The organism is Cupriavidus nantongensis (assembly GCF_041726985.1).
Classification (GTDB): Bacteria; Pseudomonadota; Gammaproteobacteria; order Burkholderiales; family Burkholderiaceae; genus Cupriavidus; species Cupriavidus nantongensis_A.
On the sequence record NZ_CP168303.1, the window covers coordinates 2,467,201 to 2,491,890 of the forward strand.

The window sequence follows — 24,690 nt, forward strand, 5'->3', positions numbered from 1 at the left end:
CCCGCCGCAGATTTCAAGCAGTCTTATCGAGGAGATTCACTTTGCGCATACGTAGCCAAAAGGACTTTGCCTCCGGCCTGATGTTCATCCTGGTCGGATTCGGCTTTTCCTGGGTCGCGCGCGGTTATTCCATGGGAACCGCCGCAAAAATGGGACCGGGATACTTCCCGTTCTGGCTCGGCATCGTGCTCGCCCTGCTGGGCGCGCTGGTGCTGTTCGGCTCGCTGTCGTCCAAGTCGGAAGAAGACAGCCTGGCCCGCTGGGACATCAAGACGCTGTTGTGGATCCTCGGTTCGGTGGTGCTGTTCGGCCTGCTGCTGAAGCCGCTGGGCATGGTGCTGTCGGTGCTGGTGCTGGTGCTGGTGTCGTCGATGGCCAGCCACGAGTTCAGCTGGAAGGGCGCCATCCTGAACGCGGTCATCCTGGTGCTGATCAGCCTGGGCGCGTTCGTGTACGGCATCAACCTGCAGATGCCGGTGTGGCCGGCTTTCCTGGCAAGCTAAGGAGGCCGCCAACATGGAACTACTTACCAACCTGAGTCTGGGCTTCTCCACCGCCCTGACCTTCCAGAACCTCGCGTACGCCTTCCTGGGCTGCGTGCTGGGTACCCTGATCGGCGTGCTGCCGGGCCTGGGGCCGCTGGCCACCATCGCCATGCTGCTGCCGGTGACCTACACGCTGCCGCCGGTGGCCGCGCTGATCATGCTGGCCGGCATCTACTACGGCGCCCAGTACGGCGGCTCGACCACCGCCATCCTGGTGAACCTGCCCGGTGAATCGTCTTCGGTGGTGACCACCATCGATGGCTACCAGATGGCCAGGCGAGGGCGAGCGGGGGTGGCGCTGGCGACAGCGGGCCTGGGCTCGTTCTTCGCCGGCTGCGTCGCCACCATGATCCTGGCCGCATTTGCCGCGCCGCTGTCGGAACTGGCGTTCAAGTTCGGCCCGGCCGAGTACTTTTCGCTGATGGTGCTGGGCCTGATCGGCGCCGTGGTGCTGGCCTCGGGCTCGCTGGTCAAGGCCATCGCCATGATCGTGCTGGGCCTGCTGCTGGGCCTGGTCGGCACCGACGTCAACTCGGGCGCCGCGCGCTTCTCGTTCGACGTGCCGGAACTGACCGACGGCCTGAACTTCGTCTCGGTGGCAATGGGCATCTTCGGCTTTGCCGAAATCATCGCCAACCTGGAGCAGAAGGAGCACCGCGAAACCTTCACCGACCACATCACCAACCTGTTCCCGACCAAGGAAGACTTCAAGCGCATGATCCCGGCGGTGCTGCGCGGCACCGCGCTGGGTTCGGCCCTGGGCATCCTGCCGGGCGGCGGCGCCTCGCTGGCTTCCTTCGCGGCGTACTCGCTGGAGAAGAAGACCTCCAAGTACCCGCAGGAATTCGGCAAGGGCGCGATCGAAGGCGTGGCGGGTCCGGAATCGGCCAACAACGCCGCTTCGCAGACCTCGTTCATCCCGCTGCTGACGCTGGGCATTCCGCCCAACGCGGTGATGGCGCTGATGGTGGGTGCGATGACCATCCACAACATCCAGCCCGGCCCGCAGGTGATGACCAGCAACCCGGCGCTGTTCTGGGGCCTGATCGCCTCGATGTGGATCGGCAACCTGATGCTGATCGTGCTGAACCTGCCGCTGATCGGCATCTGGGTGAAGCTGCTGAAGGTGCCCTACCGCTACCTGTACCCGGCCATCCTGACGTTCTGCTGCATCGGCGTGTACTCGGTCCAGAACACCACCTTCGACGTGTTCCAGACGGCCGCCTTCGGCGTGGTGGGCTACCTGTTCATCAAGCTGCGCTGCGAACCGGCACCGCTGCTGCTCGGCTTCGTGCTGGGGCCGATGATGGAAGAAAACTTCCGCCGCTCGCTGCTGCTGTCGCGTGGTGACTTCAGCGTGTTCGTGACGCGTCCGCTGTCGCTGGGCCTGCTGATCGCCGCCGCGGTGCTGGTCGTGATCGTGGCGCTGCCGTCGATCAAGGCCAAGCGCGAAGAAGCGTTCCAGGAAGAATAAGCAGGGAACATCGCCGGCCTGGCGCCGGCGGCAACAAAGCTGAAGGGCACCGCAAGGTGCCCTTTTTTTCGTCCGCCGCCAGTCGCCCGTGGCCGCTAGGCCCCGAACAATTCGCTGCAGGCCGCCCGCACCGCCGCCGTGACCCGCCCGCGGCCATGGTCGCGCCGCTCCAGCATGCCGATCTGGCGCATCACCGGCTCGCCGTTGACCAGCAGCGGCAGCACCCGCAAGGCGTCGTCGTCGCGCCAGCGCGCCCGCCGCAGCAGCGGCACCACCGTCACCCCCACCTCCTGCCGCACCAGCTCGACCAGCGCCTCGATTGCGTTCAGCTCCAGGAACTCGTTGACCTTCAGGTGGGCGCGGCGCAGCGTGCGCTCCACCAGCACGCCGGTGCGCTGGCTGCGGTCGAAGCGCAGGTAGGGGTTGGCCGCCAGCGCCTCGCGCGCGTCGCGGCCCGGGCTGCCGCGCGCGGCGATGGCCACCAGCGGCTCCTGGTACAGCGGCGTCCACCGCAGCGTGCCCGGCACGCGTGCCGCGCCTTCCACCAGGATGGCGGCGTCGAGCTCGCCGGCCTCCACCTGCGCCGCCAGCTCGATCGACTTGGCGCCGACCAGGCGCACGTCCAGGGCCGGATAGGTGCGCTTCATGCGCGCCACCGCGTGCGACAGGCCGCCCATCACCGAGACCACCGCGCCCACCGCGACCGCGCCCGCCATGGCTTCGGCCGATGCCAGCGGCAGCCGCATCTCGTCATACAGCGCCAGCAGCTTGCGCGCCTGCGGCAGCAGCGCGCGGCCATCCGCATTGAGCACCGCCACGCGGCCGTTGCGGTCGAACAGTTCCCGGCGCAGCTCGGTCTCCAGCGCGCGCATCTGCAGGCTGACCGCGGCCTGGGTAAGCGCCACCTGGGCCGCGGCGGCAGCGAACGAGCCGTGCTTGGCCACGGCGACGAAAGTGCGAAGGAAACGGACAGTGCTCATGATGCACACCAGCTAGGCAAACGCCCTGTCGCCATGGCGTTCGATACTTAAAAATTTCTTGCGACATTGGAAAGAAATATTAGCTTTCTTTGTGACCGGCAGCACGGAATAATGAAAGCCGATCATCAATCCGCCCCCACCTGATTCTCGGAGACACCCATGACATCCTGGCTGCGCCGCCTCGGCACCGGCCTTGGCATCGGCCTGTGCCTGGCCGCCACTCCGGCATTGGCCGACAGCTACCCGAGCAAGCCGATCCGGCTGCTCGTGCCTTTCCCCGCCAGCGGCGCGACCGACCTGCTGGCCCGCGCCATCGCGCAGAAGGTGGGCAGCAACATGGGCCAGCAGATCGTGGTCGACAACCGCCCCGGCGCCGGTGGTGCGATCGGCTCCGACATGGCCGCCAAGGCCGCGCCCGATGGCTATACGCTGCTGATCGCCACCACCAGCACGCATTCGATCGGGCCGCATATCAATCCCCGCCTGCCGTACCAGACCGAGACCGATTTCACGCCGGTGGGCCAGGTCGCGATCGCCACCAACGTGCTGGTGGTGCCCAACAGCCTGCCGGTGAAGAACGTGCGCGAGCTGGTCGACTATGCCAAGAAGCATCCCGGCGAACTGAACTACGCCTCGAGCGGCAACGGCACCGTGGTGCACCTGACCACCGAGGCGTTCAAGACGCAGGCGGGCGTGTTCATCACCCACATCCCCTACCGCGGCACCGCGCTGGCCGTGCCTGACCTGATCTCGGGCAAGGTGCAGGTGCTGTTCGACAGCATCGTGTCGGGCTTGCCGCATGTGAAGGACGGCAAGCTCAAGGCGCTGGCGGTGACCAGCGCGAAGCGCTCGCCGCTGGCGCCGGAAATCCCCACCGTCAGCGAATCGGGCCTGCCGGGCTTCGTCTCCGATACCTGGTTCGGCATCTATGGCCCCAAGGGCATGCCGGCCGATATCGTCAACCGCCTCAATGCCGAGTTCAACAAGGCCATCCAGTCGCCCGAGGTGAAGGAACGGCTGGCCAAGCTGGGCGCCGAACCGGTGGGCGGCACGCCCGCCCAGTTCGCCGCCATGGTGAAGCAGGACAGCGCGCGCTGGGGCAAGCTGATCAGGGATCGCAAGATCACGGCAGAATAAGAACGCCACCGAACGCCACCGGGCGCCCCGGCGCACCGAGAACAAAGGACTCATCCATGCAGAACTTCAACTGGACCAACCCCTACCCGTCCGTGCGCATCCCGCTGTTTGCGCGCAACGTGGTCTCGACCTCGCACCCGCTGGCCGCGCAGGCCGGCCTGCGCATGCTGTTCAAGGGCGGCAATGCCGTCGATGCCGCCATCGCCGCGGCCGCCGCGATCACCATCGTCGAGCCGGTGTCGTGCGGCCTGGGCAGCGACGCCTTCGCCATCCTGTGGGATGGCAAGTCGCTGCATGGCCTGAACTCGTCGGGCGTGGCGCCGGCGGCATGGAGCCCGGAATACTTCAAGGCCAAGTACGGCACCGACGCCAACGGCCTCGCCAAGCGCCCGATCCGCGGCTGGGACTCGGTCACCGTGCCCGGCGTGGTCGCCGGCTGGGCCGCGCTGCACGAGCGCTTCGGCAAGCTGCCGTTCGCCGACCTGATGGAACCCGCGATCGAGATCGCCGAGCGCGGCTACGCCGTGCCGCCGGTGGTGGCGCACAAGTGGGCCGCCGCGGTGCCGGAACTGAAAGACCAACCCGGCTACGCCGACACCTTCATGCCCAACGGCCGCGCCCCGGCGGTGGGCGAGAAGTTCACCATGAAGGACGCCGCCGAGACCCTGCGCCAGATCGGCGCGACCCGCGGCCGTGCCTACTACGAAGGCGCGATCGCCGAGAAGATCGCCGCCTTCAGCAAGCAGTGCGGCGGCGCGATGACGCTCGACGACCTGCGCAACTACCAGCCCGACTGGGTCAAGCCGATCAGCAAGTCCTATCGCGGCTATGAACTGCACGAGATCCCGCCCAATGGCCAGGGCATCGCCGCGCTGATCGCGCTGGGCATCCTCGACCAGTTCGACCTGGCCTCGATCCCGGTGGATTCGGTCGATTCGCAGCACCTGCAGATCGAGGCCATGAAGCTGGCCTTCGCCGACCTGTACCAGTACGTGGCCGACCCACGCAGCATGGAGGTCACGCCCGAACAGATGCTGGACGACGCCTACCTGAAGTCGCGCGCCAAACTGATCGACATGCAGCGCGCCACGCATTTCAACTTCGGCATGCCCAAGGTCGGCGGCACCATCTACCTGACCGCGGCGGACGAGAACGGCATGATGATCTCGTTCATCCAGTCGAACTACATGGGCTTCGGCTCGGGCGTGGTGGTGCCGGGCACCGGCATCAGCCTGCAGAACCGCGGCGTCGGCTTCTCGATGGATCCCAGGTCCGCCAACGTGGTCGCGGGCGGCAAGCGTCCGTTCCACACCATCATCCCGGCGTTCCTGACCAAGAACGGCCAGCCGGTGATGAGCTTCGGCGTGATGGGCGGCGACATGCAGCCGCAGGGCCACGTGCAGACCGTGGTGCGCATGCTCGATTACAACCAGCAGCCGCAGGCGGCCTGCTGCGCGCCGCGCTGGAAGGTCAACCGCGACTTCACGCTGGACGTCGAAGGCACCATGGACCCGGCCACGGTCGAGGGCCTGAAGGCGCGCGGCCACCAGCTCAAGTCGGTGGACGACCCGTACATGGACTTCGGCTCGGGCCAGTTCATCTGGCGCCTGTCGGACGACGCCGAGCATGGCTACGTCGCCGCCAGCGACAGCCGGCGCGACGGGCAGGCGGTGGGGTTCTAAAGCCAAAAAAAGGAGCGCGGTTTTGCGTGCTCCCAAGCCGCCCGAACTCGCCTGAGCAAGGTGTTATCCCTCTCCCCTCATGGGGAGAGGGACCGGGGTGAGGGGTGGGCTAGCAACGAGCCCCATCAAGCGAAGCCTTCGGTTTTCACCCACGGGCATCAGCCATTGACGCTCCCGCCCTCTCCCCCGCCCCTCCCGCAAGCGGGCGAGGGGAGCTTGCTGCAAGCGGCATCGCGAAAATTGTGCGTTACATTGACGCTTTCGCCCCCACTGCCCAGCCTGCCATGACCTCGCACGCCATCACCACGCTGGCCGAACTGGAAGCGCTCTACGCGCAACCGGCGGCGCCGTCGCTGTCCAAGCAAGTCGATTACCTGCACCCGCACTACCAGGCCTTTATCGAAGCGGCGCCGTTCTGCCTGCTGTCGACGGTGGGGCAGGACTGGGCCGAATGCTCGCCGCGCGGCGACGCCCCCGGCTTCGTCCAGGTGCTGGACCCGCGCACGCTGCTGCTGCCGGACCGGCGCGGCAACAACCGCATCGACAGCCTGCGCAATATCGTTGCCGATCCGCGCGTGGGCCTGCTGTTCGTGATCCCCGGCATCAACGAGACCATCCGCGTCAACGGCACCGCACAGATCAGCGTCGACCCGGCGCTGATCGCGCGCTGCGTGGTCGACGGCAAGGCCCCGACCACGGTGCTGGTGATCACGGTGCAGGCGGTGTTCTTCCAGTGCGCCCGCGCGCTGATCCGCTCGCGGCTGTGGGCCGCGCAGTCGCAGGTCGCGCGCCAGTCGCTGCCCAGCAACGGCGAGATCCTGGCCACGCTGAGCGGCAACGCCATCGACGGCGCCGCCTATGACCGCGAGCTGCCCGAGCGGCAGCGCACCACCCTCTACTAGCGCGGCAGCCACTCCGGCGCGTGCGTGCCGAGCGGCTCGGACGGCAGCGTCCAGCGCGCCGGCGTTTCGGACAGGTGCGCGGCGTGGCGCACCACCGTCAGCATGCCGAAGCCGGACGGCACCGCTTCGAGCAGGTCGGCCACGTCGTCGATCTTCTGCTCGGGCGCCCCGAGCCCGTCGGGCACACGCCCCAGCCCGCGCAGCCACTGCCCCACCTGCGCCAGCGACACGCGCACATGCCAGCTGCCGCCCTCCACCGCGCGCCGGTGCAGCGCGGCCATGGCGCCGAAGGCCAGCAGGTAGCCCGCGGCGTGGTCCAGCACCTGGGCCGGCAACGGGCGCGGCGTGTCGCTGCCCGCGGCTTCCGCCTCGGCGTGGTTAAAGCCGGTGGCGGTCTGCACCAGCGAATCGAAGCCGCGCTTGTGTGCCCACGGCCCGACGTGGCCGTACGCGCTCAGCGACACATAGACGATGCCCGGACGGGCCCGCGCCGCGGCCTCCGGGCCTACGCCCAGTCCGGCCAGGCCGCCGGGCCGGTAGCCTTGCACCAGCACGTCGGCGCCGTGCAGCAGCTTGTGCAGCGTGCGCTTGTCGTCGGCGTCGCGCAGGTCCAGCTGGCAGCTGCGCTTGCCGCGGCCGGTGTCGATCACCAGCGGCGCGATCGACGGCAGGTGCGGCGCGGTCACCAGCAGCACGTCGGCGCCATGCACGGCCAGCGTGCGGCCCGCCACCGGGCCGGCGATGATGCGGGTGAAGTCGAGCACGCGCACGCCCGAGAGCGGCTGCGCATCCGCCGACCCTGGCGCCGGCAACGGCTGCGGCGGGGCGTCGCCGATCCGCTCCAGCGTCACCGGCGGCAGGCCGCGCAGCGCCGCAGCGTGCGGGTGGCGGTCCCATTGGTCGAAGCTGCGCAGCGCCGCGACCACCAGGCCGGCGTCGGACGCGGCCGTTTCGAACGCCTCGGCTTCCCATTTTTCCAGGGCCGCCTGCACCGCCGCCTGGTCATGGGCGCAGCCCAGCAGGCGCAGCACGCCGTCGCGGTGATGCGGGAAATTGGTGTGCAGGCGGACCCAGCGGCCGTCGCCGCAACGGTAGATGCCGGCGATCTTGTCCCACAGCTCCGGTGCCGGGCCGCCATCGACGCGCAGGTAGCGCTCGCTGCGGAACTCGGTGATGGCATGGCGCATGTCGACGCCGACCTGCTGCCAGCGGCCGCTGCGGCCTTGCCACAGCGTGGCCGCGGCCAGCGCCGACGCGGCCACGCTGGCTTGCGCCGCGGTGCCCACGGCAAAGCTCGATGGCAGCACCGGCTCGGTGCCATCGAGGCGCAGGTGGGCCAGTGCCTCGGCGGGCAGGCCGGCATCGCGCCACAGCGCGCCAACGACATCGAGGGGCATGGGCGGCACTTGTGCCGCAGCGGTGGGGGCGGTCATGGTCGTTCCTGGGCGTTCCTGCTGCGATGGGGTGACTGCCGGCCGTGGCCGGCACGGGTCTCCATGCTACTCCGACACATCACTTTCGGTGCGCGCAACTCGTGCCGGCAACGGACAAGACCACAAAATGAGCCGATGCTCACGGCGTGCGGCGCCGCCGGCACGGTAAAATCCCGCTATTGGCATTCCGCCACGCAATCCGAAGACCCGGCCCCACGCCCTGCAGGCGCGCTTGCAGGCGCTTGCGGCCGGCCAACCGGCGCCATCATGAGCCACGACAACAAGCCTACCGACAGCACCCCAGCCGCCTCCAACTTCCTGCGCAGCATCATCGACCAGGACCTCGCCGCCGGCACCTACGCCGGCCGCCAGGACAAGCAAGGCGAGCCGCTGCCGACCGTCATCACCCGCTTCCCGCCGGAGCCCAACGGCTACCTGCATATCGGCCATGCCAAGAGCATCTGCCTGAACTTCGGGCTGGCGCGCGACTACGGCGGCCGCTGCCACCTGCGCTTCGACGACACCAACCCGGTCAAGGAAGACACCGAATACGTCGACTCCATCATCGACGCCGTGCACTGGCTCGGCTTCTCCTGGGACAGCACCGGCAAGGACGGCGCCGCGCAGCCGCACCTGTACTACGCCAGCGACTACTTCGACCAGCTCTACGCCTTCGCCGAGACGCTGATCGAGCGCGGCGCCGCCTACGTCGACAGCCAGTCGGCCGAGCAGATCGCCGCCAGCCGCGGCAATTTCTCCGAGCCGGGCAAGCCCTCGCCCTACCGCGACCGCAGCGTCGAGGAAAACCTGCAGCTGTTCCGCGACATGCGCGCCGGCAAGTACGCCGACGGCGAACACGTGCTGCGCGCGAAGATCGACATGGCCGCGCCCAACATCGTCATGCGCGACCCGGTGCTCTACCGCATCCGCCACGCGCATCACCACCGCACCGGCGACAAGTGGTGCATCTACCCGATGTACGACTTCACGCACTGCATCTCGGACGCGCTGGAGAACATCACCCACTCGCTGTGCACGCTGGAGTTCGAGAACAACCGCCCGCTGTACGACTGGGTGCTGGAGCACCTGCGCGACAGCGGCGTGTTCCGCGACCCGCTGCCGCACCAGTATGAATTCGCGCGGCTGAACCTGACCTACGCCATCACCAGCAAGCGCAAGCTCAAGCAGCTGGTCGACGAAAAGCGCGTCGACGGCTGGGACGATCCGCGCATGCCCACGCTGGTGGGCGTGCGTCGCCGCGGCTACACCCCGGAATCGATCCAGCTGTTCTGCGACCGCGTCGGCGTGGCCAAGGCCGACAGCTGGATCGACATGAGCACGCTCGAAGGCTCGGTGCGCGACGATCTCGACGGCCGCGCCGCGCGCGGCGTTGCCGTGCTGGATCCGCTCAGGCTGATCATCGACAACTATCCCGAAGGCCAGAGCGAGGAATGCTCGGCGCCGGTCCACCCCAAGAAGCCGGAACTGGGCAAGCGGGTGTTCCCGCTGTCGCGCGAGCTGTGGATCGAGCGCGAGGACTTCAACGAGACCCCGCCCAAGGGCTACTTCCGCCTGTTCCCCGGCAACAAGGTGCGCCTGAAGTACGGCTATGTGATCGAGTGCACCGGCGTGGACAAGGATGCCGACGGCAACGTCGTGGCGGTGCACGCCAACTACCTGCCCGACACCAAGAGCGGCACGCCGGGCGCCGACAGCGTCAAGGTCAAGGGCGTGATCCACTGGGTCAGCGCGGCGCATGCGTATGAAGCCGAGGTGCGCCTGTACGACCGCCTGTTCAGCGATCCCAACCCGGATGCCGGCGGCAAGAACTTCCTCGATGCGCTCAACCCGGATTCCAAGCAGGTGATCACCGCCTACCTGGAGCCGGGCCTGCGCGAGGCGCAGCCGGAAGACCGCTTCCAGTTCGAGCGCCATGGCTACTTCGTCGCCGACCGCAGCGATTCGATGCCGGGCAAGCCGGTGTTCAACCGCATCGTCGGCCTCAAAGACAGCTGGGGCAAGTGATGGCAAGAGCTGGCAAGGCAACGGTGCAGACCATCACCTTCCCGCTCGAGGGCGAGTTCATCGCCCTCAATGACCTGCTCAAGCTGGCGGGCGTGTGCGACAGCGGCGGCGCCGGCAAGGCGCTGGTCGCGGCCGGCGAAGTCTCGGTGGACGGCGCGCCCGAATCGCGCAAGACTGCGAAGATCCGCGCCGGGCAGGTGGTGCGCCTGGCCGGCATCGAGATCCGCGTGGTCGCCGCCTGAGCCCGCGGAAGGCCGGCGCGCCGCCCATTGCGGCCGGCGCCGGCACAGCAACCGAAAGGATGACCATGCCGATCGCTTTCTGGTGCGTGCTGCTGGCCGGCGTGCTGCCGCTGGCGACGGTGGCCATCGCCAAGGCCAGCGCGCCGGGCTACGACAACCATGACCCGCGCGGCTGGCTGGACCGGCAATCCGGTCGCGCACGCCGCGCCGACCTCGCGCACCGCAACCATTTCGAGGCCTTCCCCTTCTTTGCCGCGGCGGTGCTGAGCGCCACCTACCTGCAGGCGCCGCAGGCCCGCGTCGACGAACTGGCGATGGCCTTTATCGCGGTGCGCGTGCTCTACACCCTGTGCTACATCACCGACCGCGCCACGCTGCGCACGCTGTGCTGGACCATCGGCTACCTGACCGTGGTGGGGATCTTCCTGCTGCCGGTCTTTGTCCACTGATGCCCATGGCCCTGCGCGCGCTGGTGCTTATGGCCGCCACCGGGATCACCGCCGCCCACGCGGCGCCGGTCGAGTACACCCTGGATCCGGCCCATACCACCGTCTATTTCTCGGCGAGCCATTTCGAGCGCAGCTCGGTGCGCGGGCGCTTCGGCAAGATCGACGGCCGCCTGCTCTATGACGCGGACAGCGGTGCCGGCGCCATCGACGTGACCGTGGACCTGGGCTCGGTCGATACCGGCAACCGCACGCTGGACGGCGTGCTGCGCTCGGCGCAGTTCTTCGATATTGCCGAGCACCCGGTGGCACGGCTGCGCGCCGACCGGTTCCTGACCGAAGCCGGCCGCCTCGCCGCCGTGGAGGGCGAACTGACGCTGCATGGCGTGACCCGCCCGGTGCGCCTGCTGGCCGAGCGCTTCCGCTGCGGCGAGGTCACACTGTTCGGCGTGAGCCGGCAGGTTTGCGGCGGCGACTTCCGCGCCGAAGTGCCGCGCAGTGCCTTCGGCATGACCCGCTTCCTGCCCGAGGTCGGCGACCTCGTGACGCTGCAAGTGGCGGTCGAGGCATCGCCCGCGGCAAGCGTTCCGCGCTAGCCGGCCGCCAACCCCGCGCTTACCCTACTCGTCACCTGCGCCACAAATTTCTCTTGTAGAATCAGCGCTTTGCAAAATCCCTGCCACGCTTCGTGCGCGTGTGCGGCGACGCGAGACAGAGACCATGTTCGAGATTCATTCCGGCGACATCGTGGCCGCCGCGCTGGCAGCTGCCGGGGCCTGCCTGGCCTGCAGCATTCCGGGCGACTTCCTGCGCCGCTTCCCGCTGTGGGCGGTGCGCACCTACGGGCGCGGCGCGCTGCTGATGCCGTTCCTGGCGATGATGGTCGGCACCTGGCTGTTCCGCCTCGGGCTGGCGGGCCAGATCGATACCCCGCCGGGCCAGGCGCTGGTGGTGGCGGCGGCTTTCCTCGGCACGCTGCTGGTGTCGGCGCTGCTACGCTTCTACCTGAAGGAATACCGCAAGCGCTGAGGCGCGGGCCTTGAATCGCCGGCTTTGAATCGCCGGCATTGAATCGCGTATGATGCGGCCTTTTGCGTCGTACGCACCCCAGCCCGGGGCGCCTGCCGCTCACCTCACCTCATGGCGCTCAAATCCACCATCTTCAAGGCCGAACTGTCCGTGTCGGACATGGACCGGCCTTACTACGGCAGCCACAGCCTGACCATCGCCCAGCACCCGTCAGAGAACGACGCGCGCATGATGGTGCGCCTGCTCGCCTTTGCCTGCGAGGCCAGTGAAACCCTGGCCTTTACCCGCGGCCTCGACGAACCCGATGAGCCCGACCTGTGGGACAAGCGCCTGACAGGCGACATCGCGCATTGGGTCGAACTGGGCCAGCCCGACGAAGCCCGCCTGAAACGCGCCGCGGCCCGCGCCGAGCGCGTGACCGTCTACACCTACAATGCCGCGAGCGCGCGCGAATGGTGGAAGGGCATGGCAGGCAAGGCCGGCAAGCTGCGCAACGTCACCGTCTACAATGTCCCGGCAGAGGCCGTCGACGCGCTGGCCGCGCTGGCGCAACGCGCCATGCGCCTGTCGGTGACGATCCAGGACGGCGATATCTGGGTAGCCGACGACGACCGCAACGTACAACTGACGCTGGAAGTGCTCCAGCGCGCCCAAGCCTGAGCGCAGCGGCGCTGCGCTCATCTTCCCTGTCCACGTCTTTTCCATCGCAAGGAAACCACGCCATGCAAACCACGCCCTCTGGCCTGCAATACGAAGACACCACCGTCGGCTCCGGCGCCGAAGCCACCGCCGGCAAGCACGTCACCGTGCACTACACCGGCTGGCTGTACGAGAACGGCCAGGCCGGCCGCAAGTTCGATTCGAGCAAGGACCGCAACGACCCGTTCGTGTTCCCGCTGGGTGCCGGCCATGTGATCCGCGGCTGGGACGAGGGCGTGCAGGGCATGAAGGTCGGCGGCGTGCGCCGCCTGGTGATCCCGGCGGACCTGGGCTACGGCGCGCGCGGCGCCGGCGGCGTGATCCCGCCGAACGCGACGCTGCTGTTTGAAGTGGAACTGCTGGCGGTCTGAAGCTGGCGATTCAAGTGCCCGGGCGCCCTGCCCGGGCGCGCTCAGAAACCGATGGCGGCGTTGCCGACGTCGACGCGGACCTTGTCCCGGTCCAGCAGCCGCGCCGCATGGCGCGCATAGTCCTGGGCCCAGGCAGCATTGCCGGAGAAGCGTGCTTCTCCCGAGAACTTGGCGACATTCAGGATCTTGTCGATCACCAGCACCTTGCCCACCGGGCTCGATGCCTGGCAGTCCAGCTCGGTGTATTCCCGGTCGAACCAGCGCCAGGCGGCATCCTCGGTGACCGCGGCCAGCTCGTCCGTGCCGATCGTGAAGTCATATTCCTTGCCGCTGCCGAACACCACCGTAAGCGTACGTGCCATCGCAGGTTCCCCCTGGGTTGGATGAGGCCCCATTGTAAGGACTCGGCGGCGCCAGCGGCGCGCAATTCTTGCCGGCATTTCGCGCCGGCCTGACCAACGACAAGGCGCGGCGCCGCACGGCCGTCGCGCGTGGCAACGGCGGCACGCGGCTGCGACCGTTGTCTGGCGCCCACACCGCGACCGCTGACTCGGACAATTCCGATTAAAAGTGCCACTTGTGGCATTTCCCCGGCCCGCCCGGGACGCCGCTTTGATTTATGCTTGCAGCATGGGCATCACGCGACAGGACCTCGAATCCGACCGGCTGCGCACCTCGCTGTGCAGCACCCCGGTTGCGTCCTCGCTGTTGCCCGAGGCCGCGCTGGAGCAGTCGCTTGCCGATACGCTGGCGCACCGCCCCGACGATCCCGCGCTGGGCGGCGATGTCTGGGTATTCGGCTACGGCTCGCTGATCTGGAACCCGATGGTGGTGCACACCGAGCGCCAGCGCGCCACGGTGCACGGCTACCACCGCGGCTTCTACCTCTATTCCCGCATCAACCGTGGCACCTGGGACAATCCCGGGCTCGTGCTCGGGCTGGACCGCGGCGGCTGCTGCCACGGCATGGCCTTCCGCGTGCCCAGCCATGTGGTCGAGCAGGAGTTCCGGGTGCTGTGGCGCCGCGAGATGCTGACCGGCGCCTACCATCCGCGCTGGCTGCGCATCCGCGTCGGCGCCGCCGGCGCGCCGGAGCAGCGCGCGCTGGCCTTCGTCATGAACCGCTCCCACGAGGCCTACGCCGGCCGGCTGCCCGACGCCAGCGTGGTGGAACGGCTGCGCCACGCCGCCGGCCTCTACGGCCCGGCACGCGAATACCTGCAGCAAACCCTGCTGGGGCTGGCCACCAACGGCGTCGATGATCCCTACCTCGGGCGGCTCTGGCGCCAGCTGCAGGCGGGGGACGCCGCCGAACCTGCAGCCCCCGCGGGCCAGGCGCCGGCCGACTCGTTGCTGCCGGCCAGCCCTCACGAAACCGTCTGAGCCCAGGAGCTGCCGCCATGACGCGCCCCGCCGCCCGCACCCGCAGAGAGGCACTCAATGAGTTGCTGGGGCTGGTGGGCTTGCTGATGGGCGGCGGCCTGCTGGCGGCGCAGGGCAGTCAGACCCTGGCGGCGCGTCCGGCCGGCGGCGCCGCCAACACGCCCGCGGCGCGCCCGCCGCGCGCCCCCGCCACGCAGGCGCCGGCACGCCGCGACGCCATCGGCACGCTCGACCGCAACCTGATCACCGCCGCCAGCGCCGGCGACCAGGCCCTGGTGTCGCGCCTGCTGGCCGCGGGCGCCTCGGCCCGCGCCGCCGACGAACGTGGCCACAGCGCGCTGCTAGCGGCCGTGCACAACCGCCACACCGAGGTCGCGCGCACGCTGATGCTGGCCGGCGCCGACGTCAACCTGAAGGATGCCGATGCCAACAGCCCGTTCCTGCTGGCGGCCGCCACCGGCCAGGCCGACATGGTGCGGCTGGCGCTGGCGCACGGCGCCGACCTTGCCAGCACCGACCGCTACCATGGCACCGCGCTGATCGTGGCGAGCCAGCAGGGCCATGTGGAAGTGGTGAAGCTGCTGTTGAAGGCCGGCATCGCCGTCGACCACGTCAACGACCTGGGCTGGACCGCGCTGCTGGAGGCGGTGATCCTGGGCGACGGCAGCGCGCGCTACGAGGATACGGTGCAGCTGCTGCTGGACGCGGGCGCCGACGCCAACCTGGCCGACCGCGAAGGCGTCACCCCCACGCGCCATGCGCGCCAGCGCGGCTACAAGACCATGGTGAAGATGCTGATGCGGGTGCGCGGGCATTGAGCCCGCGCACCGGGGTACAACGGATGCCGCGCTTTCGTCCTACGCGCCCGCGCGGGCGTTCTCGCTTTCCTGCAGCTGGCGCCACATCACCTTGCCGGTGCCCGACTTTGGCAGCGCCTCGACGAACTCGACCACGCGCGGGTACTTGTAGGCGGCCATGTTGTCCTTGGCCCAGTCGATGATCTGCTCCGGCGTGGTCTTCCCCCTGGCATGGGCGCGCAGCACCACCACCGCCTTGACGGTCTCGCCGCGGTACGGGTCGCGGGTGCCGATGATGCAGGCCTCCTGCACGTCCGGGTGCTTGTACAGCAGGTTCTCGACCTCGGCCGGCCACACCTTGAAGCCCGAGGCATTGATCATGCGCTTGAGCCGGTCGGTGATGAAGTAGTAGCCCTCTTCGTCCATGCGGCCCAGGTCGCCGGTGCGGAAGAAGGTCTTGCCCTCGAATTCGATGAAGGCCTCGCGCGTGGCCTCCTCCTTGCCCCAGTAGCCCTTGAACACCTGCGGACCGCTGACGATGATCTCGCCGATCTCGTCGGGCGGCAGCTCCTTGAGCGTGACCGGGTCGATCACGCGCGCGTCGGTGTTGAAGGTCGGCACACCCAGGCATTGCAGCTTGGGCCGGTCCGACGGGTTGCTGTGGGTCGGCGCCATGGTCTCGGACAGGCCGTAGCCTTCCAGGTAGTTGAGCCCGAACTGCTCGCGCAGGCGCTCGGCCACCGCCTGCGGCATGGCCGCGCCGCCACCGCCGATATAGCGCAGGCTCGACAGGTCGAATTCAGCCAGGTTGGGGCTGGCCAGGAAGTCGATCACCATGGTCGGGATATTGGTCCAGTGCGTGACCTGGTAGCGCGAGATCAGGCGTCCCGCCACTTCGCGGTCCCAGCGCGGCAGCATCACCACGGTAGCGCCGCTGTAGATCGGCCCGTTCATGCCGTACTGCATGCCGGTGACGTGGAACAGCGGCAGCACCGACAGCACCACCGACTCCGCGCCCGAGCCCGACCAGGTCGCGCCGCCGACGATGTTGTGCATCACCGAGCGGTGGGTATGGATGCAGCCCTTGGGAAAGCCGGTGGTGCCCGAGGTGTACGGCATCACCGCCATGTCGTCCGGGCCGGCGGTATGCGGCCCCGGCTGCAGGCCCGCGCCGAGCGCATCGGCCCACGGGGTGGCGCCGGCGGGCAGCGGATGCGGCGTGGTCAGCCAGGCCGGCGGCGCGTCTTCCGGATGTTCGTGGGCCGGCGGCAGCGCGTCCGCGTATTGCGTCACCAGCACGTGCTGCAGGCGCTGCGCCGGTTCCAGCTCGGCCTGCGCCTGCTCCACCCCCGCGGCCAGGTCGGCGGTGAAGATCGCCACGCGCGCCTGGGCGTCGGTGACGTAGTGCTTGAATTCCTCGGCGCGGTTCATCGGGTTGACCGGCACCACCACCGCATCGGCGCGCAGGATCGCGTAGTAGCTGACGATGAACTGCGGGCAGTTCTGCATATACAGCAGCACCCGGTCGCCCTTCTTCACGCCCGCCTTCTGCTGCAGCCAGCCGGCCAGCGCGGTGGCCTGCTCTTGCAGCGCACGGAAGCTGATGGCGTTGCCGAAATAGCGGATCGCGGCCTTGTCGGCATAGCGCAGCGCCGAGACCTCCAGATTGGCCCACAGCGACGTTTCCGGCAGCACGATGGCGGGCGGCAGGCGCTTTGGCCAGAACTGGAAATGCGGGCGGGCGGGGGTTGGCATGAAGGGTCTCCTGTGCGGTCTCGCGGACCGGGTCTGTCGTATGGTCAAGGACTATAACCGAACGATCGTTCTATTTTCAACCGGTGACTTCCCCAACCGCGGCGCGCCGCCGCTGTAACTGGCGTTGCATTCGGCGCCTTCGCCCTCACAATAAGGGGAATTGATTCCCCTTTTTCTCTCCAGACCAGGATTCCCCATGAGCGACGTCACCCTGCAGAATTTCGAAACCGAAGTGATCGACGCCTCGCGCCAGATGCCGGTGCTGGTCGACTTCTGGGCCCCGTGGTGCGGCCCGTGCCGCACGCTCGGGCCGATGCTGGAACGCCTGGAGGCCGAGGCGGACGGCCAGTGGAAGCTGGTCAAGATCAATGTCGACGAGAACCAGGAACTGGCCGCGCACTTCGGCGTGCGCAGCATTCCCCATGTGGTCGCGATCGACGACGGCCAGGCCGTGGACCAGTTCACCGGCGTGCTGCCGGAGTCGGGCCTGCGCGAGTTCCTGAGCCGGCTGGCGCCGGGCCAGGCCAGGTCGCCGCTGGCCGATGCGCTCGCACTCGCCGCCGCCGGCAACCGCGACGGCGCCGAGACCCTGTTCGCCGATGCGATCGCGGCGGATCCCGAGTCCGATGCCGCGCGCCTGGCCTATATCGGCTTCCTGCTGGACGGCAACGCCATCGAGCGGGCCCGGGCCGAGTTCGCGGCGCTGTCGCCGCGGGCGGAACAGGCAGACGGCTATGGCGCGCTGCGCACGCGCATCGATGCCATGGAGAACGCCGCCGGCCTGCCCGATGCGGCCACCCTGGCCCGCCGCATCGACGCCGATCCGCGCGACCTTGCCGCGCGCATGGACCTGGCGCGGCTGATGATCGCGCAGCAGCAATACGAGCCGGCGCTGGAACAGCTGCTGGCGATCGTGCGCACCGACCGCGGCTTCGATGACGATATCGGCCGCCGCACCATGCTGTCGGTATTCGAGATGCTGGCCGACCGGCCCGAGGTGGTGTCGCGCTGGCGCCGCCAGCTGAGCACGTCGCTGAACTGACGGTGACGCGGGCCCGGCGCGGTAAACTGGCGCACTCTCAGTCCCTCAGTTCCACCGCATCCCCGCTTCCCCCGCTGCCATGACCGCGCCCCGCCTGATCGACTTCAAGACCGAACCCGCCCCCAGCCACGACCGGCCGCGCCCCGACCGGCTGGTGTCGGGCAATCCGGACCGCACCACCTGGACGCACTACAGCGCGCAGCATGGCGACTTCGATTGCGGTATCTGGGCGTGCGAGCCGGGCGCGTGGCGCATCGCCTTCCCGGCGGGCAAGGAAGAGTTCTTCCACGTCATCAGCGGCCGCATCCGCATCAGCGACGACAGCGGCCATGCCAGCGAATTCGGCCCCGGCGATGCCTGCGTGATCCCGGGCGGCTTTACCGGCGTGTTCCAGGTGCTGGACCCGGTGCGCAAATACTTCGTGGTGATCGACCGCGACGCGGCGCGCGAGGCCTGAGCGCCACATCGGCGGTACTCACGCCGCCGTCGCGGGACCTTCGATCAGCGTGAAGCCGTTCTCGCGCATATGCTCGACCATCATCGCGTCCATCGACTTGACGTGATGGTCGAACCAGCCTGACAGCTCGGCCACCAGCCGGCGGCCAAGCTGGAACTCCGCATCGCTGTGCACCTTGTCGCGCACCGCGACCGCCACCGCCAGCACCTGCTGGTGCTCGCCCGCGTGGCAATGGCGCGGGCCGAAGCCCATGGCCTCCATCCACTGTTCTTCCTGGGCGAAATGATGGCGGGTATGGTCGATCCATGCGTCCATCGCCGCCAGGAAGGCGTCGTCGTCGGCGCCGGCGACCGCGGCCAGCAGCTGCACGAACTCGGCGTGGGTGGCATCGGTGACCGGTTCGCCCAGGTGCAGGTGATCCGGCAGGCCGGCGGAGGAAAGCTGGTCTTTGGCGTCCATGGGAGCGGCGGCGAGCGTGGAGAAAAACGGCAAGGATACCGAATCGGCGCGACGCGGGCCTGATCTGGCGCAAGCGAGGGGGTATGCTGTGGGCAATGCGGCCGGTCCGTCACCCTACCGTCTTTTGCTCATGCCCCGACTGATCTTCTTCTGCGGCCATGCCGGCACCGGCAAGACCACTCTCGCCCACCGCCTGATCGGCCCGCTGATGCAGGCCACCGGCGAGCCGTTTTGCCTGCTCGACAAGGACACGCTGTACGGCCGCTACAGCGCCGCCGCCATGGCCGCCATCACCGGCAATCCCAACGACCGCGACAGCCCGGCCTACCTGGAGCACCTGCGCGACCCCGAATACCAGGGCCTGCTCGACACCGCGCGCGAGAACCTGGCGCTGGGCATCAGCGCGATCGTGATCGGGCCGCTGTCGCGCGAAGTCCGCGCCCACCTGCTGAACGACCTGGACTGGCTGCACGTGCCCGCCGGCACCACGGTGCGCACGGTCTGGGTCCACCTGCCCGAGGACGAGGCCCACGCGCGCATCATCCGCCGCGGCAACCCCAACGACGCCTACAAGCTGGCGCACTGGGACGCGTACCGGACCCGGCGCTTCATGCCCGCGCCCGCCGACTATCCGGAACTGATCTTTTTCGACAACCAGGCACCGGGGCAGGCGGAGATCGACGCGCTGCTGCGCGCGCTGAGCGCCTGAACGGCGCGGCGGCGCAAGTCCTCAGCCGCGCGCGATCGCGCCGATCACCGCCGACGCCGCGACAAAGCCGAACACCGCCGTCACCGCCACCGACGAGCCGAAGCCGGCGCACGCCAGCCCTTGCGGCCCGCGCGCGGCGGGCTGGCCTGACGGCATCTCGGGCGGCGGCGCCTCGTCGATCTCGCAGGCCTGCTGCTCGGGCTCGGGATATTGCAGCGGCTCGTCCGAATAGACTGCCGCGATGCCGAACTTCTTCTTCGGGTCGCGGGTAAAGCCCCACTGCTTGCGCAGGCTGGCGCGCACCTTGGACAGCAGCGGATCCTGGATCGTGCGCGCCAGGTCGTCGATGCGCACGCGCGTGGGGTCGAGCTGGCCGCCGGCGCCGCCGCAGGTGATCACCGGCACGCCCTGGCGCCTGGCCCAGCCCAGCATGGCGGTCTTCACGCGCACCGCATCGATGGCATCGATCACGTAGTCATAGCCGGCGCCGAGCAGGTCCGGCACGTTGTCGGCGGTAACGAAGTCGTCGACCTGGGTCACCCGGCAACGCGGGTTGATGGCGACGGTGCGCTCGGCCATGGCCTCGACCTTGGCACGCCCGTAGGCGTCGCCCAGCGCATGGATCTGGCGGTTGGTGTTGGACAGCGCGATATGGTCCAGGTCGATCAGCGTGATGCGGCCCACCGCATTGCGCGCCAGCGCCTCGGCCGCCCAGCTGCCGACCCCGCCAATGCCGACCACGCACACGTTGGCCGCCTCCAGCCGCGCCAGCCCGGCGGCGCCGTAAAGCCGCGCCACGCCGCCGAAGCGGCGATGGTAGTCGTCGTCGGCCGGGCTTTCGTGGGTCAGCGGCTCGGGCAGGCCAGCCAGCTCGTGTGCGGCATCGTTCATACGGGAAGGAGCGGATCCGGGGACGCGTGGCCTTGCCACGCACGGCAATGACAGGGCAAAAAAACCGGCATTTTCCGGCGGCGATGTCAGCCAGTCCCCGACAAGGACGGGAAGCGCGCAACTATACAATAGACCTGCAGTGGTCCGTTCGCCGCGCCGCCCCGCGCGGGTTCCGCGGGCCCTCGCCCTAGCCAGCCAGGAGCCCGCCTCATGCCCGTGCGCCGCAAGGTCGTTCTGTGGAGTGTCCTGACACCGGTCGCGCTGATCGCGCTGCTGGTGGTCGTGATCCTGACCTTCGACTGGAACCGGATCAAGCCCTGGCTCAACGACCGCGTCTCCGAAGCCATCGGCCGCCCCTTCGCCATCAATGGTGACCTGACCGTGACCTGGCGCCGCGGCGAGGGCGAAAAAGGCTGGCGCACGCTGGTGCCGTGGCCACGGCTGTCGGCGCGCGACATCACCGTCGGCAACCCGGACTGGGCCGCGCAACCCAATATGGCGACCGTGCGCGAACTGATCTTCGTGCTGCGCCCGCTGCCGCTGCTGGCCAACGAGATCGCGGTGCCGACCATCGTCATCGACAGCCCGGCGGTATGGCTGGAGCGCCTGGCCGACAGCCGCAACAACTGGACCTTCGATACCGGCCCGAAAGAGGGCACCTCGAAATGGCAGCTGGATGTCGGCGAGGTGGTGCTGGCGCGCGGCAACCTCGCGTTGACCGACCAGCTCAAGAAGATCTCGCTGCAGGCGGAACTCGACACCATCGGCAACGCGCCGCTCTATGACAAGGCGCGCGACGGCGCGCTGGTCGAGCCGCAGGCCTCGGCCGTGCCACCCGGGCCGCCGGGCAGCGCCGCCCAGGCGGCCTCGGCGCCGCGGGCCGGCGGCCCGGCCTCGGCGGCGCCCGCCAACGGCGGCGATGGCCGCTATGGCGTGCGCTGGAAAGCGACCGGGCGCTACAACGAGGCCACCATCAACGCCAGCGGCAAGGCCGGCACGGTGCTGAGCCTACGCAATACCGACGTGCCGTTCCCGATCCAGGCCGATGTGCGCGTGGGCACCACGCGCGCCCAGATCGAAGGCACCGTCACCAATCCGGCGCACCTGGCAGCGCTGGACGTGCACCTGACTCTGGCCGGCGACAGCATGGCCAGGCTCTACGCGCTGACCGGCGTGGTGCTGCCATCGACGCCGCCGTACCAGACGCGTGGCCGGCTGATGGCGACGCTGCGCAAGGAAGGCTCGATCTACGAGTATCAGAAATTCACCGGCCGCGTCGGCGGCAGCGACTTGTCCGGCACGCTCACCTTCACCAAGCGCGACCCGCGCCCGCTGCTGGCCGGCAACCTGGTGTCGAACCAGCTGCGCTTCGTCGACCTGGCCCCGCTGATCGGCGCCGACGCCAAGCCCGGCCGACCGGCCAAGGACAGCCCGGTGGCCCAGCCGGCGGACAAGGCGCTGCCGGTGGCGCCGTTCCGCACCGAGCGCTGGGACGAGATCGACGCCGACGTGCACTTCACCGGCAAGCGCATCATCCGCGATGCCGAGCTGCCGATCACCGACCTGGTCACCCACCTGAAGCTGCAGGACGGCGTGCTGCTGCTGGACCCGCTCAACTTTGGCGTCGCAGGCGGCAACCTGGTGTCGACGGTGCGGCTCGACGGCAAGCGAGAGCCCATGGGCGCGATGGTCGACCTGAAGGCGCGGCGCATGAAGCTCAAGCAGCTGTTCCCGACCATCGACCTGATGCGCGCCAGCATCGGCGAGCTCAATGGCAGCGCCAAGCTGTCGGCCACCGGCAATTCGGTGGCGGCGCTGCTGGGCTCGTCCAACGGCGAGGCGCGGCTGCTGGTCGAGAACGGCACGGTCAGCAAGTTTCTGCTCGAGGCGATCGGTCTTAATGTCGGCAGCCTGGTGGTGTCGAAGCTGTTCGGCGACAAGCCGGTGCAGATCAACTGCGGCGTCAGCGACTTCGCCATGACCGACGGCGTGGCGCGCGCGCGCACCTTCGTGCTCGACACCCAGGACGCAGTGATCGAGACCACCGGCGGCATCGACCTGCGCAGCGAGCGGCTGGCGCTGACCATCCACCCCGACTCCAAGGGCCTGCGCATTTTCTCGCTGCGCTCGCCGCTGTATGTCGGCGGCACCATGAAGAACCCGCGCGTCAGCCCCGATATCGGCGTGCTGGCGTTGCGCGCCGGCGGCGCGCTGTCGCTGGCGCTGCTGGCGCCGGTTGCCACCGCGGTGCTGCCGCTGCTCGACCTCTCGCCGGGCGGCGACGACACGCAGTGCGCCAAGCTGCTGGCCGAACTGCGCAAGCGCCCCACCGCGCCTCCGCCGGGCAAGACCTACAAGGACCCGAAGGCCGCGGCGGCGCCCGCCGACGCCACTGGCGCGACGGACACAAGCCGCCCCGGCGCGGATGCCACGGCCAGTCGCCCCGGCCAGCCCGCGGCCGAAGCCCGTGCCGGCAAGCCGCCCGCTGCCAGCCGGCAAGAACCGTCCCGGCCCGCCAGCCAGCGCCCGCCGCAGCGCCCGGCCAACGAGCGCGCGCCGCAGCGCCCCAGCAACGACCGGTCGTTCTACCAGGGCGGATAGATCCACTCGGCATGCCGGGCCCCTCGCCGTTTAAACAAAATCGCAACACTTGGCAGCGCTGCGGCAAGTTGACGCACGTTGTCGTTGTGCCGCGCCGCGCTCAGGCGCATAATTAAACGGCCATTTACAAGAAGCTTAAGCATGGCAAGCATTGGCTGCGACGCGGGCTCGCCCGTGTGGCATCCTTGAGAAGGCGCGGCTGCGGCCGCCCTTTGTTTTTGCTGCCAGTTTTTGCGGCCTGTTCGCGGCCCTTTTTCCTGATTCGCCCCGTCTGGTACGGCTCCCCGCCGGCATCAGGCGCGGTCCACCACGCTCCGCCCCCGCCCCATGACGCTGACGCATGCCGCCGTCCCGCCGATCACCTGGTTGATCGCACTGACGGTGTGCAACCACGTGGCCTTCAATGCCAGCCGCGTGGTGGTGTCGCTGTTCGCGATTTCCCTCAAGGCCTCCACCGTCACGCTGGGCGTGCTGATGTCGCTGTACGCGCTGCTGCCGATGCTGCTGGCGATCCGCGCCGGCAAGCGCATCGACCAGATCGGCCCGCGCAAGCCGATGATGGCGGGCTCGCTGATGGTGGTGGCGGGCACGCTGCTGCCGGCGCTGTGGCACGAGCTGGGCGCGCTGTACCTGTCGTGCGCATTGATCGGGGTCGGCTTCATGCTGGTCCAGGTGGCGATGCAGCTGCTGATCGGGCAGGTCTCGACCGATGCCACCCGGCTGCGCAACTACACCTGGCATGCGCTCGGGCTGTCGGTGTCCGGCACGCTCGGGCCGGTGGCGATGGGCTACGTGATCGAGCATGCGGGCTTCCGCCCCGCCTTCGCGGTGCTGGTGGTGGTGGCATTGGCGGGCCAGGCCGGCCTGCAATGGGTGCGTCCGCGGCTGCCCGCGCGCGGCGGCAACGCCGGGCGCATTGCCATCGAGGACGGCACCCGCCATTCCACGCTGGACCTGCTGCAGCATCCCGAACTGCGCGCGGTCTTTGTCGCCAGCGCGGTGCTGTCGGCCGCGTGGGACCTGCACGCGTTCCTGATCCCGATCCAGGGCTCGCGCATCGGGCTGTCGCCGTCGTCGATCGGCTGGGTGCTGGGCGCATTCGCCATCGCCACCTTTGCCATCCGGGTGGCGATGCCGGCGGTGTCGCGCCGGTTGTCGGAATGGAAGATCATCCGCGCCGCCCTGCTGGTGGGCGCGCTGGCCTACCTGGCCTACCCCTTCGTCGCGCACTTCTGGCTGATGTGCGCACTGGCCTTCGTGCTGGGCCTGGCGCTGGGCAGCGCGCAGCCCAATGTCATGAACATCCTGCACACCGCGTCGCCGCACGGCCGCGCGGGCGAGGCCCTGGGCCTGCGCTCGGCGGTGCTGAACACCAGCCAGGTGGTCTGGCCGCTCACCTTCGGCGTGGTCGGCACGGCGCTGGGCATGCTGCCGATCTTCCTGTCGATGGCGGGGGCGATGGGCGCGGCTGGCTACTATTCGCGGCGGCAAGGGCGCAAGGCGCTGGCGCCGCCGGCCGCCGGCGGGTGACCTGGCCGGTACCGCTTGTCGCCGCGCAAATGCGGCCTCCAACGCATTCGCTATACTCGAATCAGCCGGACCTGCGGCCCCCGCCCCCGGGCGCACCGCGC

General features: G+C 69.0%; 25 protein-coding genes. 19 read left to right on the forward strand and 6 right to left on the reverse strand.

Translation table 11 applies throughout. From position 1 onward, the window contains the following. Positions 1–41 precede the first annotated feature (41 nt). Complete coding sequence (locus ACEI37_RS22600; RefSeq protein WP_062801349.1) at positions 42–503, forward strand: tripartite tricarboxylate transporter TctB family protein; 462 nt, start codon at positions 42–44, stop codon at positions 501–503. A gap of 13 nt (positions 504–516) precedes the next feature. Continuing rightward, positions 517–2,019, forward strand: coding sequence for a tripartite tricarboxylate transporter permease (locus ACEI37_RS22605; RefSeq protein WP_227313940.1), 1,503 nt, complete (start codon positions 517–519; stop codon positions 2,017–2,019). A 95-nt stretch (positions 2,020–2,114) separates the two neighbouring features. On the opposite strand, the gene ACEI37_RS22610 is transcribed toward ACEI37_RS22605, so the two are convergent. Continuing rightward, positions 2,115–2,999, reverse strand: a complete 885-nt coding sequence (locus ACEI37_RS22610; RefSeq protein WP_373378237.1) for a LysR substrate-binding domain-containing protein — start codon at positions 2,997–2,999, stop codon at positions 2,115–2,117. A 159-nt stretch (positions 3,000–3,158) separates the two neighbouring features. On the opposite strand from ACEI37_RS22610, the gene ACEI37_RS22615 reads away from it, so the two are divergent. The 3 genes from ACEI37_RS22615 (at position 3,159) to ACEI37_RS22625 (ending at position 6,720) form a co-directional block, all read left to right on the forward strand. Further along, positions 3,159–4,136, forward strand: a complete 978-nt coding sequence (locus tag ACEI37_RS22615) for a tripartite tricarboxylate transporter substrate binding protein (RefSeq protein ID WP_111519498.1) — start codon at positions 3,159–3,161, stop codon at positions 4,134–4,136. 56 nt (positions 4,137–4,192) lie between these two features. Next, the gene (gene ggt, locus ACEI37_RS22620) at positions 4,193–5,818 is read left to right on the forward strand and encodes a gamma-glutamyltransferase (RefSeq protein ID WP_373378238.1); all 1,626 of its coding nucleotides are present in this window, start codon (positions 4,193–4,195) and stop codon (positions 5,816–5,818) included. A 284-nt stretch (positions 5,819–6,102) separates the two neighbouring features. Next, entirely contained in the window at positions 6,103–6,720 is a 618-nt protein-coding gene (locus tag ACEI37_RS22625) for a pyridoxamine 5'-phosphate oxidase family protein (RefSeq protein WP_373378239.1), read from the forward strand. Here the strand turns inward: ACEI37_RS22625 and ACEI37_RS22630 are convergent. Further along, positions 6,717–8,153, reverse strand: a complete 1,437-nt coding sequence (locus ACEI37_RS22630) for a CoA transferase (protein WP_373378240.1) — start codon at positions 8,151–8,153, stop codon at positions 6,717–6,719. The genes ACEI37_RS22625 and ACEI37_RS22630 overlap by 4 nt on opposite strands. 267 nt (positions 8,154–8,420) lie before the next feature. Between ACEI37_RS22630 and ACEI37_RS22635 the strand changes: the two genes are divergently transcribed. From ACEI37_RS22635 to ACEI37_RS22665, 7 genes are all read left to right on the forward strand, one after another. Continuing rightward, positions 8,421–10,178, forward strand: coding sequence for a glutamine--tRNA ligase/YqeY domain fusion protein (locus ACEI37_RS22635; RefSeq protein ID WP_373378241.1), 1,758 nt, complete (start codon positions 8,421–8,423; stop codon positions 10,176–10,178). Then, complete coding sequence (locus ACEI37_RS22640; RefSeq protein ID WP_373378242.1) at positions 10,178–10,420, forward strand: RNA-binding S4 domain-containing protein; 243 nt, start codon at positions 10,178–10,180, stop codon at positions 10,418–10,420. Before ACEI37_RS22635 ends, ACEI37_RS22640 begins: the two co-directional genes overlap by 1 nt. A gap of 65 nt (positions 10,421–10,485) precedes the next feature. Beyond that, positions 10,486–10,869: an MAPEG family protein gene (locus ACEI37_RS22645; protein WP_116295823.1), complete on the forward strand. Its 384-nt coding sequence runs from the start codon at positions 10,486–10,488 to the stop codon at positions 10,867–10,869. Positions 10,870–10,874: 5 nt separating this feature from the next. Next, positions 10,875–11,462, forward strand: coding sequence for a YceI family protein (locus ACEI37_RS22650; protein ID WP_373380303.1), 588 nt, complete (start codon positions 10,875–10,877; stop codon positions 11,460–11,462). 124 nt (positions 11,463–11,586) lie between these two features. Next, complete coding sequence (locus ACEI37_RS22655; RefSeq protein WP_373378243.1) at positions 11,587–11,895, forward strand: hypothetical protein; 309 nt, start codon at positions 11,587–11,589, stop codon at positions 11,893–11,895. A gap of 111 nt (positions 11,896–12,006) precedes the next feature. Then, a complete protein-coding gene (locus ACEI37_RS22660; RefSeq protein ID WP_012353517.1) occupies positions 12,007–12,555 on the forward strand; it encodes a YaeQ family protein in 549 nt (182 codons plus the stop codon). A 62-nt stretch (positions 12,556–12,617) separates the two neighbouring features. Beyond that, on the forward strand, positions 12,618–12,965 hold the full coding sequence (locus tag ACEI37_RS22665; protein ID WP_018008195.1) for an FKBP-type peptidyl-prolyl cis-trans isomerase: 348 nt from the start codon (positions 12,618–12,620) through the stop codon (positions 12,963–12,965). A 41-nt stretch (positions 12,966–13,006) separates the two neighbouring features. Here the strand turns inward: ACEI37_RS22665 and ACEI37_RS22670 are convergent, their stop codons facing one another. Beyond that, positions 13,007–13,327: a hypothetical protein gene (locus tag ACEI37_RS22670; RefSeq protein WP_373378244.1), complete on the reverse strand. Its 321-nt coding sequence runs from the start codon at positions 13,325–13,327 to the stop codon at positions 13,007–13,009. 268 nt (positions 13,328–13,595) lie between these two features. On the opposite strand from ACEI37_RS22670, the gene ACEI37_RS22675 reads away from it, so the two are divergent. Both ACEI37_RS22675 and ACEI37_RS22680 read left to right on the forward strand, forming a co-directional pair. Beyond that, on the forward strand, positions 13,596–14,348 hold the full coding sequence (locus ACEI37_RS22675; RefSeq protein WP_373378245.1) for a gamma-glutamylcyclotransferase: 753 nt from the start codon (positions 13,596–13,598) through the stop codon (positions 14,346–14,348). Between the two features lie 17 nt (positions 14,349–14,365). After that, complete coding sequence (locus tag ACEI37_RS22680) at positions 14,366–15,166, forward strand: ankyrin repeat domain-containing protein (RefSeq protein ID WP_373378246.1); 801 nt, start codon at positions 14,366–14,368, stop codon at positions 15,164–15,166. 39 nt (positions 15,167–15,205) lie between these two features. On the opposite strand, the gene ACEI37_RS22685 is transcribed toward ACEI37_RS22680, so the two are convergent. Next, positions 15,206–16,900, reverse strand: coding sequence for a long-chain fatty acid--CoA ligase (locus ACEI37_RS22685; protein WP_373378247.1), 1,695 nt, complete (start codon positions 16,898–16,900; stop codon positions 15,206–15,208). 196 nt (positions 16,901–17,096) lie between these two features. Here ACEI37_RS22685 and trxA point away from each other — a divergent pair, with 196 nt between their 5' ends. Continuing rightward, positions 17,097–17,942: a thioredoxin gene (trxA, locus tag ACEI37_RS22690; RefSeq protein ID WP_373378248.1), complete on the forward strand. Its 846-nt coding sequence runs from the start codon at positions 17,097–17,099 to the stop codon at positions 17,940–17,942. 79 nt (positions 17,943–18,021) lie between these two features. Further along, entirely contained in the window at positions 18,022–18,399 is a 378-nt protein-coding gene (locus ACEI37_RS22695) for a cupin domain-containing protein (RefSeq protein WP_373378249.1), read from the forward strand. 18 nt (positions 18,400–18,417) lie between these two features. On the opposite strand, the gene ACEI37_RS22700 is transcribed toward ACEI37_RS22695, so the two are convergent. Further along, positions 18,418–18,858, reverse strand: coding sequence for a bacteriohemerythrin (locus tag ACEI37_RS22700; protein WP_018008188.1), 441 nt, complete (start codon positions 18,856–18,858; stop codon positions 18,418–18,420). Between the two features lie 130 nt (positions 18,859–18,988). Here ACEI37_RS22700 and ACEI37_RS22705 point away from each other — a divergent pair, with 130 nt between their 5' ends. Continuing rightward, positions 18,989–19,567, forward strand: coding sequence for an AAA family ATPase (locus ACEI37_RS22705; protein ID WP_373378250.1), 579 nt, complete (start codon positions 18,989–18,991; stop codon positions 19,565–19,567). Between the two features lie 21 nt (positions 19,568–19,588). On the opposite strand, the gene tcdA is transcribed toward ACEI37_RS22705, so the two are convergent. Continuing rightward, positions 19,589–20,458 (reverse strand): tRNA cyclic N6-threonylcarbamoyladenosine(37) synthase TcdA, encoded by an 870-nt coding sequence (tcdA, locus tag ACEI37_RS22710; protein ID WP_373378251.1) that lies wholly within the window; start codon positions 20,456–20,458, stop codon positions 19,589–19,591. Between the two features lie 210 nt (positions 20,459–20,668). Here tcdA and ACEI37_RS22715 point away from each other — a divergent pair, with 210 nt between their 5' ends. Then, positions 20,669–23,059 carry an AsmA family protein gene (locus ACEI37_RS22715; RefSeq protein ID WP_373378252.1) on the forward strand — a complete coding sequence of 797 codons (2,391 nt, stop codon included), beginning with the start codon at positions 20,669–20,671 and terminating at the stop codon, positions 23,057–23,059. Positions 23,060–23,386: 327 nt separating this feature from the next. Then, on the forward strand, positions 23,387–24,589 hold the full coding sequence (locus ACEI37_RS22720) for an MFS transporter (RefSeq protein WP_373378253.1): 1,203 nt from the start codon (positions 23,387–23,389) through the stop codon (positions 24,587–24,589). Positions 24,590–24,690 lie beyond the last annotated feature (101 nt).

Bases quoted from the DNA above. Each gene is read 5' to 3' on its own strand.
- ACEI37_RS22630 (WP_373378240.1), bottom strand. From the start codon at position 8,153: ATGACCGCCCCCACCGCTGCGGCACAAGTGCCGCCCATGCCCCTCGAT.
- ACEI37_RS22685 (WP_373378247.1), bottom strand. From the start codon at position 16,900: ATGCCAACCCCCGCCCGCCCGCATTTCCAGTTCTGGCCAAAGCGCCTG.
- ACEI37_RS22715 (WP_373378252.1), top strand. From the start codon at position 20,669: ATGCCCGTGCGCCGCAAGGTCGTTCTGTGGAGTGTCCTGACACCGGTC.
- ACEI37_RS22720 (WP_373378253.1), top strand. From the start codon at position 23,387: ATGACGCTGACGCATGCCGCCGTCCCGCCGATCACCTGGTTGATCGCA.
- ACEI37_RS22610 (WP_373378237.1), bottom strand. From the start codon at position 2,999: ATGAGCACTGTCCGTTTCCTTCGCACTTTCGTCGCCGTGGCCAAGCAC.
- ACEI37_RS22680 (WP_373378246.1), top strand. From the start codon at position 14,366: ATGACGCGCCCCGCCGCCCGCACCCGCAGAGAGGCACTCAATGAGTTG.
- ggt (WP_373378238.1), top strand. From the start codon at position 4,193: ATGCAGAACTTCAACTGGACCAACCCCTACCCGTCCGTGCGCATCCCG.
- ACEI37_RS22665 (WP_018008195.1), top strand. From the start codon at position 12,618: ATGCAAACCACGCCCTCTGGCCTGCAATACGAAGACACCACCGTCGGC.
- ACEI37_RS22695 (WP_373378249.1), top strand. From the start codon at position 18,022: ATGACCGCGCCCCGCCTGATCGACTTCAAGACCGAACCCGCCCCCAGC.
- trxA (WP_373378248.1), top strand. From the start codon at position 17,097: ATGAGCGACGTCACCCTGCAGAATTTCGAAACCGAAGTGATCGACGCC.
- ACEI37_RS22635 (WP_373378241.1), top strand. From the start codon at position 8,421: ATGAGCCACGACAACAAGCCTACCGACAGCACCCCAGCCGCCTCCAAC.
- ACEI37_RS22660 (WP_012353517.1), top strand. From the start codon at position 12,007: ATGGCGCTCAAATCCACCATCTTCAAGGCCGAACTGTCCGTGTCGGAC.
- ACEI37_RS22605 (WP_227313940.1), top strand. From the start codon at position 517: ATGGAACTACTTACCAACCTGAGTCTGGGCTTCTCCACCGCCCTGACC.
- ACEI37_RS22640 (WP_373378242.1), top strand. From the start codon at position 10,178: ATGGCAAGAGCTGGCAAGGCAACGGTGCAGACCATCACCTTCCCGCTC.
- ACEI37_RS22700 (WP_018008188.1), bottom strand. From the start codon at position 18,858: ATGGACGCCAAAGACCAGCTTTCCTCCGCCGGCCTGCCGGATCACCTG.
- ACEI37_RS22705 (WP_373378250.1), top strand. From the start codon at position 18,989: ATGCCCCGACTGATCTTCTTCTGCGGCCATGCCGGCACCGGCAAGACC.
- ACEI37_RS22675 (WP_373378245.1), top strand. From the start codon at position 13,596: ATGGGCATCACGCGACAGGACCTCGAATCCGACCGGCTGCGCACCTCG.
- ACEI37_RS22645 (WP_116295823.1), top strand. From the start codon at position 10,486: ATGCCGATCGCTTTCTGGTGCGTGCTGCTGGCCGGCGTGCTGCCGCTG.
- ACEI37_RS22655 (WP_373378243.1), top strand. From the start codon at position 11,587: ATGTTCGAGATTCATTCCGGCGACATCGTGGCCGCCGCGCTGGCAGCT.
- ACEI37_RS22625 (WP_373378239.1), top strand. From the start codon at position 6,103: ATGACCTCGCACGCCATCACCACGCTGGCCGAACTGGAAGCGCTCTAC.
- ACEI37_RS22670 (WP_373378244.1), bottom strand. From the start codon at position 13,327: ATGGCACGTACGCTTACGGTGGTGTTCGGCAGCGGCAAGGAATATGAC.
- ACEI37_RS22615 (WP_111519498.1), top strand. From the start codon at position 3,159: ATGACATCCTGGCTGCGCCGCCTCGGCACCGGCCTTGGCATCGGCCTG.
- ACEI37_RS22650 (WP_373380303.1), top strand. From the start codon at position 10,875: ATGGCCCTGCGCGCGCTGGTGCTTATGGCCGCCACCGGGATCACCGCC.
- tcdA (WP_373378251.1), bottom strand. From the start codon at position 20,458: ATGAACGATGCCGCACACGAGCTGGCTGGCCTGCCCGAGCCGCTGACC.